This window comes from Cupriavidus sp. HE11 (assembly GCF_056097175.1).
In genome coordinates this window covers 183,185-199,616 of sequence record NZ_CP184467.1, presented here as the reverse complement: position 1 = coordinate 199,616, position 16,432 = coordinate 183,185, and the positions used below count along the sequence as shown (strand labels likewise).

The 16,432-nt window shown below is 66.0% G+C and carries 27 protein-coding genes and 1 pseudogene; 19 read left to right on the top strand and 9 right to left on the bottom strand.

Going from position 1 to position 16,432, the window contains the following annotated elements:
* Positions 1-66: 66 nt before the first annotated feature.
* Together ACOABP_RS32215 and ACOABP_RS32210 are read left to right on the top strand one after the other, a co-directional pair.
* Positions 67-1,479 (top strand): hypothetical protein, encoded by a 1,413-nt coding sequence (locus ACOABP_RS32215; RefSeq protein ID WP_474231531.1) that lies wholly within the window; start codon positions 67-69, stop codon positions 1,477-1,479.
* A gap of 31 nt (positions 1,480-1,510) precedes the next feature.
* Positions 1,511-1,804, top strand: coding sequence for a hypothetical protein (locus ACOABP_RS32210; RefSeq protein ID WP_474231529.1), 294 nt, complete (start codon positions 1,511-1,513; stop codon positions 1,802-1,804).
* Between the two features lie 89 nt (positions 1,805-1,893).
* Here the strand turns inward: ACOABP_RS32210 and ACOABP_RS32205 are convergent, their stop codons facing one another.
* Entirely contained in the window at positions 1,894-2,715 is an 822-nt protein-coding gene (locus tag ACOABP_RS32205) for a hypothetical protein (RefSeq protein ID WP_474231527.1), read from the bottom strand.
* A gap of 259 nt (positions 2,716-2,974) precedes the next feature.
* On the opposite strand from ACOABP_RS32205, the gene ACOABP_RS32200 reads away from it, so the two are divergent.
* On the top strand, positions 2,975-4,567 hold the full coding sequence (locus ACOABP_RS32200; RefSeq protein WP_474231526.1) for a hypothetical protein: 1,593 nt from the start codon (positions 2,975-2,977) through the stop codon (positions 4,565-4,567).
* A 54-nt stretch (positions 4,568-4,621) separates the two neighbouring features.
* Here the strand turns inward: ACOABP_RS32200 and ACOABP_RS32195 are convergent, their stop codons facing one another.
* The 5 genes and pseudogenes from ACOABP_RS32195 to ACOABP_RS32175 form a co-directional block, all read right to left on the bottom strand.
* The gene (locus ACOABP_RS32195) at positions 4,622-4,870 is read right to left on the bottom strand and encodes a hypothetical protein (RefSeq protein WP_474231524.1); all 249 of its coding nucleotides are present in this window, start codon (positions 4,868-4,870) and stop codon (positions 4,622-4,624) included.
* A complete protein-coding gene (locus ACOABP_RS32190; RefSeq protein WP_474231523.1) occupies positions 4,867-5,700 on the bottom strand; it encodes a hypothetical protein in 834 nt (277 codons plus the stop codon). The genes ACOABP_RS32195 and ACOABP_RS32190 overlap by 4 nt, the downstream gene beginning before the upstream one ends.
* Complete coding sequence (locus tag ACOABP_RS32185; RefSeq protein WP_474231522.1) at positions 5,697-6,152, bottom strand: hypothetical protein; 456 nt, start codon at positions 6,150-6,152, stop codon at positions 5,697-5,699. The genes ACOABP_RS32190 and ACOABP_RS32185 overlap by 4 nt, the downstream gene beginning before the upstream one ends.
* Before the next feature lie 390 nt (positions 6,153-6,542).
* Positions 6,543-6,911 (bottom strand): annotated as a pseudogene (locus ACOABP_RS32180) (type II toxin-antitoxin system VapC family toxin); the annotation flags it as partial.
* Complete coding sequence (locus ACOABP_RS32175; RefSeq protein ID WP_474231521.1) at positions 6,912-7,148, bottom strand: type II toxin-antitoxin system Phd/YefM family antitoxin; 237 nt, start codon at positions 7,146-7,148, stop codon at positions 6,912-6,914.
* A gap of 203 nt (positions 7,149-7,351) precedes the next feature.
* On the opposite strand from ACOABP_RS32175, the gene ACOABP_RS32170 reads away from it, so the two are divergent.
* From ACOABP_RS32170 to ACOABP_RS32160, 3 genes are all read left to right on the top strand, one after another.
* Positions 7,352-7,999: a hypothetical protein gene (locus tag ACOABP_RS32170; RefSeq protein WP_474231519.1), complete on the top strand. Its 648-nt coding sequence runs from the start codon at positions 7,352-7,354 to the stop codon at positions 7,997-7,999.
* A gap of 236 nt (positions 8,000-8,235) precedes the next feature.
* The gene (locus tag ACOABP_RS32165) at positions 8,236-8,640 is read left to right on the top strand and encodes a hypothetical protein (protein WP_474231517.1); all 405 of its coding nucleotides are present in this window, start codon (positions 8,236-8,238) and stop codon (positions 8,638-8,640) included.
* Between the two features lie 693 nt (positions 8,641-9,333).
* Positions 9,334-9,636: a hypothetical protein gene (locus ACOABP_RS32160; RefSeq protein WP_474231516.1), complete on the top strand. Its 303-nt coding sequence runs from the start codon at positions 9,334-9,336 to the stop codon at positions 9,634-9,636.
* Between the two features lie 153 nt (positions 9,637-9,789).
* Here ACOABP_RS32160 and ACOABP_RS32155 read toward each other — a convergent pair whose 3' ends face one another.
* The 3 genes from ACOABP_RS32155 to ACOABP_RS32145 all read right to left on the bottom strand — a co-directional run bounded on the left by ACOABP_RS32155 (position 9,790) and on the right by ACOABP_RS32145 (position 11,303).
* Positions 9,790-10,095, bottom strand: coding sequence for a hypothetical protein (locus ACOABP_RS32155; RefSeq protein ID WP_474231514.1), 306 nt, complete (start codon positions 10,093-10,095; stop codon positions 9,790-9,792).
* A gap of 32 nt (positions 10,096-10,127) precedes the next feature.
* Positions 10,128-10,535, bottom strand: coding sequence for a hypothetical protein (locus ACOABP_RS32150; protein ID WP_474231513.1), 408 nt, complete (start codon positions 10,533-10,535; stop codon positions 10,128-10,130).
* A 69-nt stretch (positions 10,536-10,604) separates the two neighbouring features.
* Entirely contained in the window at positions 10,605-11,303 is a 699-nt protein-coding gene (locus ACOABP_RS32145) for an SOS response-associated peptidase (RefSeq protein WP_474231511.1), read from the bottom strand.
* A gap of 279 nt (positions 11,304-11,582) precedes the next feature.
* On the opposite strand from ACOABP_RS32145, the gene ACOABP_RS32140 reads away from it, so the two are divergent.
* The 13 genes from ACOABP_RS32140 to ACOABP_RS32080 all read left to right on the top strand — a co-directional run bounded on the left by ACOABP_RS32140 (position 11,583) and on the right by ACOABP_RS32080 (position 16,428).
* A complete protein-coding gene (locus ACOABP_RS32140; RefSeq protein ID WP_474231510.1) occupies positions 11,583-11,837 on the top strand; it encodes a hypothetical protein in 255 nt (84 codons plus the stop codon).
* 44 nt (positions 11,838-11,881) lie between these two features.
* Positions 11,882-12,091, top strand: a complete 210-nt coding sequence (locus ACOABP_RS32135; protein ID WP_474231508.1) for a hypothetical protein — start codon at positions 11,882-11,884, stop codon at positions 12,089-12,091.
* A 32-nt stretch (positions 12,092-12,123) separates the two neighbouring features.
* Positions 12,124-12,393 carry a DUF3846 domain-containing protein gene (locus tag ACOABP_RS32130; protein WP_474231506.1) on the top strand — a complete coding sequence of 90 codons (270 nt, stop codon included), beginning with the start codon at positions 12,124-12,126 and terminating at the stop codon, positions 12,391-12,393.
* Positions 12,394-12,422: 29 nt separating this feature from the next.
* Complete coding sequence (locus ACOABP_RS32125; protein ID WP_474231505.1) at positions 12,423-12,713, top strand: hypothetical protein; 291 nt, start codon at positions 12,423-12,425, stop codon at positions 12,711-12,713.
* Between the two features lie 55 nt (positions 12,714-12,768).
* The gene (locus ACOABP_RS32120; RefSeq protein ID WP_474231504.1) at positions 12,769-13,182 is read left to right on the top strand and encodes a hypothetical protein; all 414 of its coding nucleotides are present in this window, start codon (positions 12,769-12,771) and stop codon (positions 13,180-13,182) included.
* A gap of 166 nt (positions 13,183-13,348) precedes the next feature.
* A complete protein-coding gene (locus ACOABP_RS32115; protein WP_474231502.1) occupies positions 13,349-13,849 on the top strand; it encodes a hypothetical protein in 501 nt (166 codons plus the stop codon).
* A gap of 24 nt (positions 13,850-13,873) precedes the next feature.
* Positions 13,874-14,041 carry a hypothetical protein gene (locus ACOABP_RS32110; RefSeq protein ID WP_474231500.1) on the top strand — a complete coding sequence of 56 codons (168 nt, stop codon included), beginning with the start codon at positions 13,874-13,876 and terminating at the stop codon, positions 14,039-14,041.
* A gap of 25 nt (positions 14,042-14,066) precedes the next feature.
* Complete coding sequence (locus tag ACOABP_RS32105) at positions 14,067-14,285, top strand: hypothetical protein (RefSeq protein WP_474231499.1); 219 nt, start codon at positions 14,067-14,069, stop codon at positions 14,283-14,285.
* A 54-nt stretch (positions 14,286-14,339) separates the two neighbouring features.
* Positions 14,340-14,924, top strand: a complete 585-nt coding sequence (locus ACOABP_RS32100; protein ID WP_474231498.1) for a hypothetical protein — start codon at positions 14,340-14,342, stop codon at positions 14,922-14,924.
* A 21-nt stretch (positions 14,925-14,945) separates the two neighbouring features.
* A complete protein-coding gene (locus ACOABP_RS32095) occupies positions 14,946-15,212 on the top strand; it encodes a hypothetical protein (protein WP_474231496.1) in 267 nt (88 codons plus the stop codon).
* 77 nt (positions 15,213-15,289) lie between these two features.
* Positions 15,290-15,724: a hypothetical protein gene (locus tag ACOABP_RS32090; RefSeq protein WP_474231494.1), complete on the top strand. Its 435-nt coding sequence runs from the start codon at positions 15,290-15,292 to the stop codon at positions 15,722-15,724.
* Between the two features lie 48 nt (positions 15,725-15,772).
* Positions 15,773-16,087: a hypothetical protein gene (locus ACOABP_RS32085; RefSeq protein ID WP_474231492.1), complete on the top strand. Its 315-nt coding sequence runs from the start codon at positions 15,773-15,775 to the stop codon at positions 16,085-16,087.
* A 116-nt stretch (positions 16,088-16,203) separates the two neighbouring features.
* Positions 16,204-16,428 (top strand): hypothetical protein, encoded by a 225-nt coding sequence (locus tag ACOABP_RS32080; RefSeq protein ID WP_474231490.1) that lies wholly within the window; start codon positions 16,204-16,206, stop codon positions 16,426-16,428.
* Positions 16,429-16,432: the final 4 nt, after the last annotated feature.

The window sequence follows — 16,432 nt, the reverse complement described above, 5'->3', positions numbered from 1 at the left end:
TGAGGCAGTCGAACAAGAGCCGGGATGCGGTGGACCCCGCAATGTTGTGCCCATCCGAAGCCTGCCATGCGCCGATCCCTTGCCATCCTCACGCTGTCTGCCGGCCTGCTCACCGCAACACCACCCGCGCTCGCCTTGCCCGGCCTGCCCGGCGTGCCCAGCGTCGGTGACCTGTTCTACCCCGGCGAGTCGATCAACAGCAACATCGATCATCTCGAAGCGGCCTTGCGACGGCTGATCGAGCAATTCGGCAACACGGTGGACGCGCAAACGCTCAAGATGATGCAGCGCCTGCTGGCCACCATCCAGTCCGCGCGCTTCACCTACAGCGACGTCCTCAACGAAACCTTCGACAAGATTAGTACCGAGCGGGCGGCCGTGTTCTTCAATGTCCAGAGCCAGATGATCGAGGTGCAGAAGTCGCTCCACGGTGTGGCCAACACGGTGGTAGAGGCCGAGCAGCGGGCCAGCAACTCCCTGCTCGATGCCACCCGCGCGAAACGCACCCCACTGCTGCTCGATTTCGGTCCGCCCCAGTATTTGCCCGACAGCGCCTCGCCGCTGCGGATCAACGTGAACGGCCAGCACCTCGGTCACCCCGACAACCGCCTGATCGTCGGCGAGAACGAGTACGCTCCCGCCGAAGCGGAATCCAACAGTGCCAGCTTTCTCATCGACCGTGCGCTGCTCAAGCCCGATGCCACGGGCTTCGTGCGCGTCGGGTTTCGGGCGCAGCCCACCGACAGCTCGCTCTGGAACTGGCTGCCATTTCGCAAGCCGCCGGCACCGATCCAGTTCAGGCTGCTGATCCGTCCGCTCGGCGCGAGCGTGGGCGCTTATGTCGTGGAGACCGAACTCCCCTCGTCCAAGGATCCGTACGAGATTACCGATCTCGTGCAGGACAAGGAATGGGCCGTCAATCCGAGGAATTCTGTGGTCTGCATCAAGCCACCCGACGGCACGCGGTTTGATCCGGCCTTCATCAGTTTCAACGAGCCGCCGGTGAATTCGATCTTCACACCAGCACACAAGACGATGACGCTCGGCGGCGGAGGTGGCGGTGGGGGTGGAATCGGCGGATTTTTAGGGGGCGGATTTGTCACGCAGGAAATCGAGTTCCCCGCCAGAACGGATGCCGGGCCCAATCCCTATGCTGAGTTCACCCTCAAGACGCCCGAGCAGATCTGCATGCGCGCGCTCTCACCCGTCACCGCGCCGCGTCAGCATACGCTGCATACCAGTCTGAAGGTCCGTCTGCGGTATCTGAAGCTAACGCCCGATCGCTACGCATCCAATGGCACGATCCCGTGGGGCCGCGACACCGATGTCGGGCTGCCGCTCGGCTATCGGGGGTTCAAGCTCACGGTGGATTTCGCCAACGGCGAGCGCCGGGTGTTCAACGGCCCCACCACCTTCGGCCCGCTCGAAGTCCAATTCGACCCGACTTCGCGCACACTCGTCATGCGCCCGCAGTACTGAACCGCAGCACCGAGACGTTGAGGAGACAGGCATGGCCGGACCCTACATCAGAAAACGCGTCGGACGCGACTGGACGTGGTTCGAGGACTACGTGTACCTGATGGCCACCTACCGCGTGGTGACCTCGCCCGGGCGCCGGGTGCAGGTTGGCATGGGGATCTTCTCGGGCGGCACGCCGCTCGGGGAAAAGAAGTCGATCAAGGAGCGCGGCGAATTCACCGTGATTGGCGCGGGCGCGATCCACATCCGCATTGATGACGACGGCGGGGAGTGCGAGGTGGCGATCACGCAGGACAGCAACGTGCTGCTGCCGCTGCTGCCGTAGCGCGGCACACGGGGCCGGCCGGCCCGCCGAAGGCGCCAGCAATAGACTGCCGTGCGCCAGCACCGGAAAGATCGGCCGTTACGAGGCGGCTACCAGTCGATCCGTCTGGACAGATCGATGGCGTGGTCACTCAGGGACGCGGCCAGCCCATCCAAGTTGTCGTCCTTGAGCCGATCCTGCTGGTACAGGACGGCGAAGGTCTGCCCCTTGAACGCCGCGTACAGCGCGGGGTCATCGGTCACCACCACGGTCCGCAAGGCAAAATCACCCTGCGGCGAGTCCGACCGCAGGCGGGCCGCGCGCTCCTGCGCCACCGCATGCTGGAGCAGCGCGACGTGCTCAGCCACCTCGCCCAAGGGACACCCGCTGGGATAGACGTTGCCCAGCAGCGTCACCGTGCGATCGCGCCAGCGAACCTCGAAGGCTTCCGCCGGCGCCTCCAGCGCCCTGTGACCGAAGAACTCCTCGCTGTCCATCGCGATCAGCTGCAGTTGGGCCCAGACGCGCGCGCGCACTGAAAACGAGAAATCGCAGACGTGCACCTTCGTTGCCTGTGCGCGCGACTTGCTACCCCCTTCCACACGCGTGGGAAGGGCCACGCCGAGGCACGGCGTCGACACCGGCGGACGGTTATCTGCCACCGCGAACTGGACACCCGGCACCTGCTGCCAGATAGCGCGCTCCTCCGGCGACATCTCCGGCACGTCGTCCACGATCTCCTTGACGACTGCCTTGATCTGTCGACGGTGCGAGCGGATCGTGGCATTGAGGGCTTGAGTCTCATCGATGGCCGCCCAGCGTTGGCGCGGGAAGTCCCGCTGCAATGCGAACAGCATGCGTTCATGCGCGGGATCGCTCAGCCGTTTGCTGATCGGCGTCGGCCGAGGCGCAGCGATGGCGGTTGGGCTCACTGGACGCTCCTCCGGCCACCTATGTGGCCGTGCCTTCTCATGCTAGGCGATCTGCCGGTGGGCGATGGACCGTATTTGTAAACTTGACCTTTACAGCACTTCGCGTATCATTTTCCGCAAGGCTGCCCGAGCCCGCCGTGCACCCGCCTCGTGCGGATGGCTAACAAGGGCCTGCATTCCCCTCCTTCCACACGTGCTGACTCCTGTCGCGGCCGTGGCAATGTGCACCCCACTGACCGCGCGACACGGACCTCACAGCATGTCTTCCGCGCTTTCCGACTTCCATTCCGTTGCCTTCTGGCACCGCCTCGCGCTTCGCCTCGCGCCGCTAGTGGGCGATATCGAGACCAAGCTGGGGGATGACTGGATGGCCCAGTTCGAGTCCTGCTTCTCCATCGCCGACTTCGCGGCGTTCGATTTCGCCCGCGCGCAGCAACCGCCCGCCTCCTACGTGCTCACCTTGCTGGAGGCGGGCGATCCCCTCACCGAAACCATTGACGCGCTGCAGGCGGCGCACACCGAGGCCGCCGCCGTGGCGCTGCTGCTTGACGTCTGCAAGGGCGCAGCGCTGTGGCCCACACGCGTCGCCGAGGATCGCCATGGGGATATCGCATTTTGGCTGGAGGGGGTGCCGTTCGCCACGGTGCGCCGGCTGCCTCCCTCGCCCGCGCTCCCCCCGTCCGTGCGACAGCGGGCGCAGAGCCTGCTCGGCGGCTTGCGCAAGCACGGCGATGTCAACGGCGAGTTCCACCGGCGCATGGCACGCTGGCCCGGCTTGGCGAATCTGCTGCCCACGGACACCCAGCGTAGGCGACAGGTGGACACACACTGGCCCTGCCCTGCCGAATGGCTGATCGGCGCGCGACGGCTCTGGCAACGGCTCGGCGTGCCGAACGCGGATACCGCAAGGACGCAGGCGCTGGCCGCTGCCGTCTTCGGCGTCGGGAACTGGCACCAGCTCTGCGCGGCGATGCCGAAGGGCTCGGCCGACGCCGACTGGTGGGCGAACTTCGGCCCATATCTGGTCGCCGGCGATGACAGCGCCGATGACACCCCTGCGGTCCATGCGGATCCGCTCGCGGCGTTTGTGGACCTTGCCCGACGGGTCCAGCGGGCTTGTGCCGGCCCGGATCGATTCACCTGCAGCATATCGGACGGCTTGGTCCTGCATATGCCCTATCTGACGGTACGGACGGCACGTCGCACAGGGGAGTCCGAGGAGGCGTTTTTTGAACGCGAGTACATGTCGCCCCGATTCTCGCTCGGCCCCATGATGCGCGAGCAGCCTTCCGATGCAAGCGTGGCGCAAGTGCTGGCGCCGCTGGAGAGGCGTGACTGGACCGCGCTGCTGGCGTGCTTCCGGCTGCAGCCCGAGGATGATGTATGGCCCAACCGGATTTTCCACACGGTGCAGTTCGACGGGATCGAATGCCATGGCGTGGTCACGCGCAGCGGTCCTTATGTCATGGTGGGTGACTATGGCGCACCGGTGGGCGTCTGCGCACTGCGCAAGTTCCGCGCCGGTGACGTCGACTCTCGGGGCGAGATCCCGGCAGGCTGGTGGCTTACGAAGTACGAACACCAGCGCAAGGGCGATCTCACGTCGCTCTCGGATCAGGACGCGCGCCGCCTTGCCAGTGCGTTCGGCCTGCCGATGCTGGCGGAGCCTACCGCAGCCCTACCGGACGCCCAGATTGCCTTTACCCAGACGGGTGCAAGCCGGACGTTTTACAACTCATCGGCGTGGGTGTCCTTGCGGCAATGGTGCCGCGCCCATCCCGGCATCGCCACCATGTCGAAAGAGACCTCGGACTATCTCCCGGGTTGGTATCGCAACGCCATGCTGGAGTGAGCGTACCGCACTCATCTCGCGGACGTTTCCCCCGGGTTGACAGCAGCGTGGCGGTCAGTCGGCGTCGTCGATGATGTCCGACAGCGACTTGGCACCACGCGGCTTCCAGCCATGCCCGCACCTGTCGCACTCACACGAAATGCCAAGGATGCGACCAGCTTCATGGTCGTCGGCTTGCTTCGGGAAGATTCCGTCCTTCACGCTGCAGGTCACGATCTCCTCGTAGACCTCCATCGTGCGGAACGTGGTGGAGCGGCATTTGGGGCAGCGGGTCGTGACCCGCTTGCCTGCATAGATGCTCATGGTGTTCGCTCGGTTCGTTGTTCCGGTGATGTGGCGGGCTCGCCGGTGCCGTGCTTGGCCAGCTTCGCGCGCCGCTGGTCGATCGCCGGCGGGGTACGCCCGAGCAGTCTGGCCACCTCGGCCGCCGGCAGATGCGCCAGCGTCAGCAGCCGGGCCTCTTCCTGCGGCGACCATGGGCGCGTCGGAGCACGGTCCCGGATCTCCACGGGCAACCCCAGCGCTTGCGCGCGACGCAACAGCGTGGCCATCGAACAACCCAGCTCCTTGGCGAGCTCCGCGCGGCTCGTGTAGGCATAGCGTTGCCGCAGCCGCACATCGAAGTCTTCGCCGTAACGGGCCTGATCCAACACGCCAAGCGATCGGCGTTTCTCCCGGACCCCGCCGATGGGGCGGCCCAAGCGCGCCGCGATCGTTGCGGCGTCGAGACTGCGGTCAGCCGCCAAGGCGAGCTCCCAGTCTTTCCAGATGCGGGGGTTGTTGGCGAGCTGCGCGGCGAGCTGCGCGGCCTTTTCCTCGCCGGTCCGTTCGCGCTCTCGATCGCCCACGGGCAGACGCAGCACGCGTCGGTAGTTCAGGACCGTGTTACGCGCCATGCCCCACCATTGCGCTATGGCGCTCGCCGGCTCCTGTTGCAAGGCCAACACCAGATCGCCGTACAACGCCAGCTGGGCTCCAAGGTTGCGGTTCCCGATGACGGGCCATGGAATGGGTGCCTGCGTCATGTGCAGCACCTGCATGCGCCCCTTGTGCAAGCACTCGACCCAGTCGCCCGCCTGCACCTCGGGCGACCGATACGGGCCGTGCAACAGCGCAATACTCCCTTCGTTCATGCGTGCACCTCGGAGGCGACCCAGTAGCCGTACACGCACCGCCCGGTGTCGCGCTGGGGATTGTGGGTGTCGTGAATCACGCCATCAACTACGGCCGTGTAGTGCTTGGTGACTTGCACCACAAGGCGCCCAGACGGCAACTCGCCGGCGGCCAGATGGACGCGGCAACCCTGCCCGATGGCCATGGTCGGGACCCACACGAAGCCCAGTTCGGCCATGTAGTCCTTGAACCATTTGCGGGAGGTGTCGACGCCGTTGCGCGCGGAGCGCACCGCCTTTTCGCCCTTGGCTACGCGCTGGCTGCCCATGCCGGCCGCGAGCCGGTCATAGATCTCGCGATAGGGCCGGCCGCTGGCGATGGCAAGCGAGCGTGCCACGCAATCCCCGGCCTTGCCCTTGAATCCGGCGGCGATGCGCCCGCCGTCATTCTCCACCCAGCCCATGGCTTCCATGGTCGGCCTTACTTAGTGGGGACCGACCAGCTTAGCCTTGCGGTCGGCGCCACATCCCTCGATCTGCACCGGCACCGTCTTGCCCTTTGGCGCGACCGCTGTCTCAACGGTGTACTGCTGCCCCTCCACTTCCAGTACGAGCTCGAACTTCGGCGCGGACTTGTAGGTTTCGGCTCCGACCACCTTGCAATCCCCCTTGGTCTGGCATCCCGCCTGTACGACCGGCAGCTGAATCGTCTGTTGGCGGTCAATCACCTGCAGGACAGTGGCCGTGGTCTGCGTGGTCGGGCACTGCTCTGCCGCGTGCGCGGTCGTCATCAGCACGCACATTGCGGCCAGCATCTGCATCGGAACTTTCATGTTTTTCATGTTTTCGGTCGTTAGTGTTGGTATGACAGTTGAAAAATATGGGGCCAGCTGCGGATTGGCCGTGAACAGGTACATCGGCTCCGCCATCGCCTGTGCGACGAGCAGCCGGTCGAACGGATCGCGGTGATGGTCCGGCAGCAAGTGGACCTGCGCCGCATGCGCGGCGCTCACGGGCAGCTCGCGGATCCCGATCTGTTGCATTTCGGCGAGCAGCTGCGGCACGTCCACGTCGAGCTTGCCCAATCGTGCCTTGATCGCGATCTCCCAAACGCTTGCGGCGCTCACATAGAGCTCGTCGGCGTTCAGGAACAGTTCCTGTCCGGCGGGGGTCAGCCGGTCGTCCCCGGTCAAGGCCCAGAGCAAGACTTGGGTATCGAGCAGCAATCGCATCTACCGCCCCTCGAAGCCAGCGAGGACGTCGTCCGGCAGCGGCGCATCGAAATCGTCCGCAATCCGGATCTGGCCCTTGAGCGTGCCGAGGCGCCGCACGGGCTTGTCCGCCTCGTACGGCACGAGCCGTACCAGCGGCTTGCCAGCCTTGGCAATCACGACGTCTTCGCCCACCAGTACGTCCTCGACGAGTCGGGAGAGGTGGGTCTTAGCCTCGTGAATGTTGATGGTCGGCATCTTGCCATCCGGTTGCTATAATAGACTTAGTCTAGTCTAGTTTATCTGTAGGTGCAAGTTCTGGCACACAACTGCGCAAGGGCTGCCGACCGCCGGTGGTGCAAACGCATGAAATTTCCGGCTGTCCACCACTCGCACGGGTGGTTTTTGCGGATTCGCGGGAAGCTGGTAGCCTATGGCGCATCGCCTTTCGGACCGCCATCATGCCGACCTCCTTTGATGTCAACGTACGCCTGACCAATCCCTCGATCGACCCAGAGGTGGCGAACTTCGCCGGCGTCTATCGCGTGGAGTTTCAGGCTGACTTCACCGAGACCAGCGACGCGGAGGCGGCGGCCATGGCGCTTGCCACCATGTGGTCTGCGGTGCAAAACGAAGTCCCGCTCGCCCTGCGCGGCGCCTTCGACATGGAAGCCTTTAACGACGCCGGCCAGATCGTCCTGCCCGACCCCGCGCTCAATCCGCCCGAGGTGCCCTACTACGGCCTGTACGACAAGCTGTCGCACACCCCGCGCAGCGACCTGCAACCGGCACCCGTGCCGGTCCCTGCTGCGCCGCCGGCCAAGCCCCGTCGCGATGGCGCATACGATTACTACACGGTCGAAGAGAAGAAAGGTCCCGGACTGCCCTTCGTCGTGTATGGCTGGGGCACGTGGCCGCGCTCCAGCGTGCTGGCGGGCCAGCCCAAGAAGCAGTTCCTCGACAGCTACGAGACGCGCGAGGAGGCCTTGGCCATCTATCCGGAGGCCAAGCCCGGCAGCAAGTGGACCAATCCGCAGAACACGTTCAATCACCTGCCCGACGAAAACACACCGGAGCCGGGTGGCATGTATCCGGACGACTGGCGCTGACCGGCGCGGCATCACTCACCGCAAAGGGGCCCGCGTGGCCCCTTTTTCCATGGGCGCACGGCCGCCCGCCGGGTAGACCCGATCGCGCCTCGAACAGCGGACCCGGACGCTTGATCGCTGGTGGTGCATCCCGGCGCAAACACCGGGAAACGGCATCCCGACCGGGTGTTTTTGGTGATTTCCCAAGGCCACTGCTAGGCTCGCGGCATCCCTTTCCTCCTCTCGGTTCCGCACCCATGCCCAGCTACCTCGATATCAATGTCCGCCAGACCGTCACCGAACTTCGCCACGACATGGACGACGGCATGGCCGGTGTGTACCGCGTCGAATTCACCGAAGACGGCCTGCAGCTGTCGCTGCCCAAGCGCGCCGCGCTCGCACTGGACGTGTTCCACACGAACTGGGGCATCGCCGCGCTCGACGAATTCGACATCGCCGTGATCGACGAGGACGGCACGCGCATCGCGCCCTACCCCGACTACAAGGACGACACCGGCATGCAGCTCGCGGCCGCCATGAAGCTGAGCGATACCCCGCGCGTGCTGCCGGTCCCTGCGGCGGCGTCCACGCAGGCGCACCCGCTGGCAACCGCGACGCCGGCGGCGGCGCGTGTCACCCGCGACGGTGATTTCGCGCTGTAAGCCCGTCGGATCCCGCGAATCGCCTCGCGCTCCGGCTTTCGATGTAGACACGACTGGCAGGCGCGGCGCACGCGGCCAGCCGTGCTAAGCTGCGTCGTGAGTGGTCCTTCTCAGGGGTTCGCTCAACCGCAGGACGACGCCCGGGGGTTGCAGCCCACCGGGCGTTTTCTATTGGGGCGGCGGTCCCACGGACGCCCGTGCGTGATCGCCGTGCGCCAGCGGGTGCCCGACGCCAGTCGCGGAAAGTTCGCCCGTTCCGAGCTTGCGCCCTTGCGCACGCCCCTCGGCCACCCGCCACGTGGCGCTCTTCGCCTTGTCCCGCTTTGCCCCCGCCGCGTTCCGCTTTGCGCCAGTCTTGTCCCGCTTTGCGCCCTCGCTGTCCCGCTTTCGCCACGCTTTGTCCCGTCTGGGCCGGCATGTGTCGCGCTGTTACAAAAAAAGTCGCCGGCCGCGCCAAGTCCCCATGGGGAGTCCATTTCTGCCGTTTTCGGATCGGATCCCCGCTTTCGCATTTCCCCGGGAACGCCGTTTCTGGCCGGCTGATGCCAATCGCGCAAAAAACCTCATTCTTGCGAACTGAAGCACTCTTTGAGGGTATCGTTTTGATACTTGCGAAAGGATCAGCTGCTGGCTACGATGTCCTCCATACCCCAACCGCACCGGCCCCGCCGGACATACGAAAGGAAGCGCATCATGAATGACAAGCGACGCAAGCAACTGGCCCAACTGTGGAAGGATGTGGAGGCCATGCGTGCCACGGTCGAGAAGCTGAAGGCCGACGCCGAGCAGGCCCGCGAGACCCTGCAGGAGATCCGCGACAGCGAAGACGAAGCCTTCAACAACCTGTCCGAATCGCTGCAGGGCGGCGAGCGCGGCCAGAACATGCAGGCGGCCGTCAGCAACATGGATACGGCGCTGGGCTGGCTCGAAGGCCTCGTGAATCTGGAGGACGCCACCGAGGCGCTGGAAGCGCTGGACAACGCCGAGCACGGTTGAGCTCCAGTAAGGTCCCCGGCCTGAGGCCGATGCTCCGGGCCGCTGCACACCCCGGTGCCGTGGCCGTGCCACGTGCGCGGCCCTGTTGCAAAAAAAGCGGTCGTGCTGGATTGCGCTGACAACGGCTGAACGCGCCGGACCGTAAGGCCGACGTCAGGGAGCCGGGCCGTCGTCCCGCGCAGCGGCGGCGCCGGCCGCGTTGACCCGGGCGATACGGTCGAGGAAGTCATGGGTGCGCGCCCGCTGGAGCGCGGTGATCTCGCCCTGCGCAAACAGGCGATCGTTGATCTGCCGTAGTGCGTCGACCGGCTGGCTCTCGGCGAGCACCACCAGATCGAACAGCGTCGGCGCACGCATCACCACTACGACGGCCGACGCCGTACCGCGTCGGGCCGGGTTGGACCAGAGGTGCATGCCGGCATGCAGGGTGACGCCATGCCACGTGTGCGATCGTCTCATGCTGCTTCCCCCACAGCGGATACCCGCGCAGTTTAGCCGGCGTCTGCGCTGTCGGCGTTGGCTTTGTCCGCATCCGGTGCCCCGGGCGCCACAGTGTGCGCCATCACGGCCGGTCCCCGGCCGGGCCCCGGCGCCGCGTTGACCTGCGCCAAGGGAATCGCCCGCACCAGCCACGACTGGCGCATCTCGCGCATCATGAAGGTGTCGCGCTCATAGCCGGTCAGGCACATCGCCTCCCCGTCGATCCAGAGCACCTCGGCGTCGTACAGCACGCCCAATGCCTTCGGGTCCTGATGTGGACTGCTCTGCATCCAAGCCTGCATCGAGTACCGGTGCGTGTGGTGATCCGGCCGCTGGCCCAGCACCAACTGGCCCCGGAAGAGCGTCTGCGCGCCCCACCAGCCCCGGTGCAGCACGCGCCCCTCCAGCCGCAGTTTCATGACCTCCGCCCACATCCCCGCTCTCCACAGAATACTGTATGTTTATACAGTATAAGCGAGCGACGGCGGTTACTCGAAGAGCGTCCCGGCCTGCGGGGCGTCCGGCGGCGTGACCTTGGGCGACCGGGCCTGCCGGGGTGCCGGCGCGGTCTCCATCTGCCCGGCCGGGTAAAGCCTGAAGAAGCTGCGCGCCTCTTCCTCGTTGCGGCAGCGCAGCCAGTCCTGCCACTGGTCCCCGGGCAGCATCACCACCGAGCGTTTTTCCTTGCCCGGCGCGTGCATGCGCCGCATGAGCGAATGCTGGTCCCCATTCACGGTAATCATGGTCATCGAGACAAAGCCATCCGGCCACTCGCGCCAGAGTCCTGCAATGCCAAACACAGGCTGGTCCTGCAGCCAGATCCGGTACCGCACGGACCGCTTGCCCTCCAGCCCGTTGGTCGGCTCGTAATTGGGTTCGAAGACGGCGACGGCGGGAATGACGCACAGTTGCAGCGCTTTCCACGGCCCCGAGAACGTGCGCCGCTCGCCCAGCGTCTCGCTGCGCGCGTTGGTGGTGTCAAACGGCTTGATCGTCTTGGGCATCCGCGCCTTCGGCACCAGCCCGAAGTTGGCCACCGTGGCGGCCGGCCGCCCGTCGCCGTCGAGCCGCACGATCGGCGCCATGTAGTCGGGCCACGTTTCGGCCGGATAGGCCTGTGGCGGCGGCTCGACGCCATAGACGTCACGCAGGAGCTGCGCCTGCACTGGCAGGTAGTTGTTGCACATCGGTCAAGCCTCCCGAAGTGGATCCTGAGGGACACCAGTATGCCCCACGACCTGCGGTAAGCTTCGCGGACGACGATGGCAGGGGCTGCCAGCCGCGCGCCGGCGCGGTAAGCTGGTGGTATCACGCGGGGCATGCCCCGGCAATGCGCCGGGGGGGCTTGCTAACACTCAATGAGTGTTATACGATGCTTCGCAACGGGAACGCTTTCGCCGCATTGGCAAGGCCAGATCTCCAACACCATTCACCCTGTCACCCATTTCCGCCGGAGCACTGGAACCATGCAAGTCACGCACGTCAGATCCCTGTCCGTCCATGAGGGCACCCACGGCTACGAGATCAGCACTGACAACGGCAAGACATACTACGATGCGGTATCCCCCGAAGGCGAACACATCGTGCAGAACAAAGCTTTCGAAGTCATCTCGGCCGCCCACCTGCGCAAGATGGTGATCGACGCAGTCAACACGCACCGCGCTGCCGAACCGGCACCAGCCGGCCGTGCGCCCGCGACCAGCCCGAGCCTCGACCTCTGAGCCCCCCCCGACCCGACGCTCCCCAAACGATCGAGACCGCAGCCATGACCCCCCAGACCATTCAGCCCGGCGATACCGTCCGTCTCAAAGCCAGCCTGCGCAGTTCGACCCTGCGCATCGAGGGCCGCGATAACCATCGTACCGCTGTCGTGCAAAGCCGCCTCTCCGACATCGAAGGTGGGCTCTTTCTGCAGCGCGACCTGCATTGCTGCCGCTACTGGAACGAAGCCGACGTCGAGAAGGTCGACGCCTGATCCCTATCCCAACACATTCTCTGAGACCCAACATGGCTGAAGTCCTCCGCCCCGACCTCTCGCGAGAGACCCTGACCCTTCCCGACGACGAGCAGGCAGCCTTCGATCTCGTCAGACAACACGTCAACGGCTTCGTCACGCGCTTCCGGCTCGCTGACGGCCGCTCCATCGCCGTCGACGAGGACGGCGGACCGCGCCAGCTGCCGCTCAACACACTGGCCACCGCGCTGATGGGCGGCGAGCCCGTCGTCGGTCCAGCCGTCGTGCTCTCGCCCGAAGAGAGTCAGCGGATCTTCGGCTGAATTACTCCCCTTTCCACTTCAAGCCCATCATGACCTTTGACGAACTGACACAAGCGCTGCAGGCGGCGGGCCTCACGCCCGAGGACTACAGCGGTCGCAACATGTATGGCCGCTCCTGCGTGGCCGTGATCGTGTCGAACCTGCCCGAGGCCGTGGCCAAGGTCATGGCCGCTAACGTGCCGATGCACGCCGAGCTGGTGCCGCTCATGGCCGCCGCCAAGCTCGACAATCTCGGCACTGACACGGTCCTGTACTGGCCCCGGATCGAGTGGGTCGGCGAGCGCCCCAGCGAGCGTGACGACAGCGAAGACGCAGCCTGATTTCGCACTGCGCCCACATCGCACCCTCCACAATCCAGCACGCAAGGAAGCTACCATGAGCACCAAGAGCATCGCCGACACGGGACTGAACGACCTGAGCACCCGCGACATGGCCGCCCGCCGTCTGGTGTATTACGTGGAAGACGCGTTGCGGCGCGCCAACCAGACGGAACGGGCCCTGCGCAAGGCCATCGAACTGTGCTTGGACGAGTACCGCATCACCGACGAAGACGCCGACGACGCCGGAGCGACCAACCCGAGTGCCCGCGAGATGGCCGCCGGCCGTCTGGTCTCCTACCTGCAGGACGCCTTGCACACCGAGCAGCCGGAAAAGGCGCTGCGCGCGGCCATCGGCCAGTGCTTGGAGGAGTACCGCGTGAGCTGCGAGAACGCCGACGACCTGCACGCCAAGAACGTGACCGCGACCGAAGCCAAGAAAAAATCGGCCGACACCTCGCCCAGCCCCTGATCGAATCCGCCCCCGCGTTTCGCAGCCACACGAAGCCCCGCACTCTGCGGGGCTTTTTCATTGGTCCCGCCCGCGACAATCCCCTCGCCTGAAAATATTTCTTGCATAACACTCATTGAGTGGTTTAAAGTCCGTTCCATGGCAACACTCATTGAGTGCTGCGACGATGAAAACAACGCTGAAAGCCGAAGGACGGATGACGATGGACCTGAAGAACGTGAGCCCCGAAAAAGCCCAGATGGTGCAGGAGGCCATCGCCGCCGGCTACACCGCCGAGCACAGCGAGTTCCACGTCGACCTGATCCGCTACAGCCAGCACGCAAAGCCGCGCCGGTTGGTTGCGCTGCGCCTGTGGCAGACCGGTACCGCGTTTGATGCGCTGATGGACCTGTCGGCCGCCAAGGCCATGCGCAACGTGAACGAGATGCGTCAGTTTCTCGGCCTCGCGCTGCACGCAACGCCGCTCGAAACGCTCCTGCGCGCAGTCGAGCTGGCCTTCAAGGCGGGGCAAGCGTTCTCGTCGGTGGAGACCGGCCGCTACAAGCCCTACGGCACCAGCACGGTCCGCGCGCTGGCCGCCCGGGGCTATCGCACCGAGCGCCAAGGCGGCGGCCTGTATCACGTCTACCCGAAGGCCGCCACGCCGGCCACGATGGCTCACGCCTGAATCTTTCCCCCGAGGACGCCCACCATGAAAATCAAATGCCTGCCGGAAGCCCTGCGCTTCGTAGCCCAGCACTGCAAGACCCAAGAAAGCGACCCGGCCGATGCGGCCGCCTTCCTGCAGACCAAGCTGCGCGAGGAGTGGGGCTGGAATATCGACTTCTCGCTCGCCCGCGACTTCATCGACGCCGTCTGACCCCTCATTGCCTGCGCCCACGACCATGAATGCCCAGACCCTCCTCGAAAAGATCCAGACCGGCCGCTACCGCATCGTGCAGGCCGTCGGTGGCCGCCGCTTCAAGCTGGAGCGTCTGCACAAGGAGCAGTGGCTCATCGGCGTGGCGCTCAACACCAACGCCGCCAAGGCCGCCTGTGCGCGGCTCACGGCCACGCAACGCGTGCATCTCACGATCTGGCAGGCCCCCGGGGCGCCCGCCTGAACCCCCCCGGAACCCCTGCCCCCCCCTGACCGCTCTCCACGGACCGCCACGACCATGAAACCCCAGCTCAACGACCTGCCGTACGTCGTCATCAACGCGAACACGCGCAACCCGATTGCCGCCTGCTTCCTGCCCGGCGACGCGGTGACCTTCCTCGCGGCGCTCCTCAACAAGAATCACGGTGGCAACACCTACGACATCATCGGTGACGACGGCTTTCCGCTCAGCAACGCCATGCAGGCCAGCGTGGCCGCCCTGCATGCGCAGGCACGCGACCCGCAGCACGCCCCGGCGCCGACCGTGGGGATCTACACGTTTTTCACGGCGCAGGCCGTGGGCGAGGGCGACGCGGTGAAGTTCGAAACGATCTACGTGGCCGCCGGCAGCCCCGAAGAGGCGATCGCCATCCAGCGCCGCCGCACGGGCGCCGACCGCATGTGGCTGTCGAACATCGACCCGCAGGAGCTCATCACGTGCCGCGCCGGCAACGCGGTGCAGGCGATGACGTTCGACGCGCTGGACGCGTGGATTGCCCACGCCACCACCCCGCAACAGGCCGATGGCAAGACGCTGCCGCCGGCGGCCATCGAGATCCCGGTGCGCGCCGAGTTCGGCAAGCGCACCCCTATCCCTGCATAACGACCGACCCCGGAACTTCCCATGAAAAGCGAATTGTTCATCAACCTGCTCACACCCCGTCAGCTCGAAGCGATCACACGGGCCGATGCCATCCTCGCCCACGTGCAGCTACCGAGCTTCGCCACCCTGTACGCGCTGTTGGCCGAGGCACGCAGCCATGTGGCCGGGCCCACCGCCCCGGACGAGGACCCGGGCGACGCGATCGAGCTGCTGGACCACATCGATTTCGTGATGGCCGCCGTGCCGGTGCCCGGCGCCCACGCCGACGCGCCGCCCGCGTTGCACTGACCGATGATTTCACCCCGCCGTTGCTGCACAATGGCGGGGTTCTCCGTATCCCTGTTTCGCCCCTGTCGAGCCCTGTCATGACCTACCCGTTTCCCGCCCCCGTGGCCACGCCGCAGGACGCTGCCCCAACGCCTGACGCCGCCACAAGCGCTGCGCTGCCCCCGGCGACTGCACCGGCTGCAACGGCTGCTCCGGCTGCTCCGGCAACCGCCACGCCACGGATGGCCCCGCAGGCCCGCTACGACTGGATCGTCAGCTACCTGCGGACCCATCAGCGTGGCACCACGCCCATTTCCGTCGACGTGCTGGACCGCGACTTCGTGGATGACTACATCGAGGCCACCGGCGCCAGCTACGTGCCCATGCCGTACGGCGCGCACAAGTGCGATCAGCTCGGGCGGGATCTGAGCCTGATGGCCAAGCGCTTTCGCCTCGCGCGCGCCCGCGTCGGCATCGACGGCGGTCGCGGCGAGGGCTTTCCAGCGTGGGTCTACGTCTACTCCCTGCGCTGACCCTTTCCCCGGCCCCCCCGACTCCGCCCTGACGCCCCGGACCCGCCCATGAAGATCGAAGAGAAGTTCCACGCCCGCAAGACCACCACGACCACGTTGATCGACGTGGCCCTGCCCACCATCCACAACGGCTCGCCCTATCCGCTCGGGGTGGAAGTGACGTTCCACGAGTCGGGCGACTTTGCCATCGCGCGCCAGTTACGCCTGCACATGACCCCGGGCGAGGCGCTGCAACACGCTGAGGACCTGATTCGCGCGGCACGGTCGGCGATGCAGAGCGAGCAGCTGGCGCTCGCGCACGCGCTGGAGCGTGCGCGGCGGGAGCTCGCCGAGCGACAAGACCGCACGGCCCCCGCCTCGTAACGGGCGTGCTTTCCGGTGCTGGCGCACGGCAATCTTTAGGAACGTGCCCTGCCGGATCCCGGGCGCCCGCCACCTTTGCGATAATGGCGCCCAAGCGCCCCTCACCTGCATCCACCATGGCCCGCTTCCAGCCGCTGCGTATCCTCTCTGTCGTTCTGCTCGTCGCCATCACCGGCACCGGCATGGTGCTGCTGCTCAGCGCGCCCGAACAAGGCGGGTCCGTGCTCGACGTGGCCCAGCGCGAGGCGCGCTGCATGCACGCCCACACGCCAGAGGCCGCCTTCGGCCTCGCCCGCGCCCTGTGCCGCGCCGAGGTGCCCGGTTTCACGGCCCAGCCATAACGGC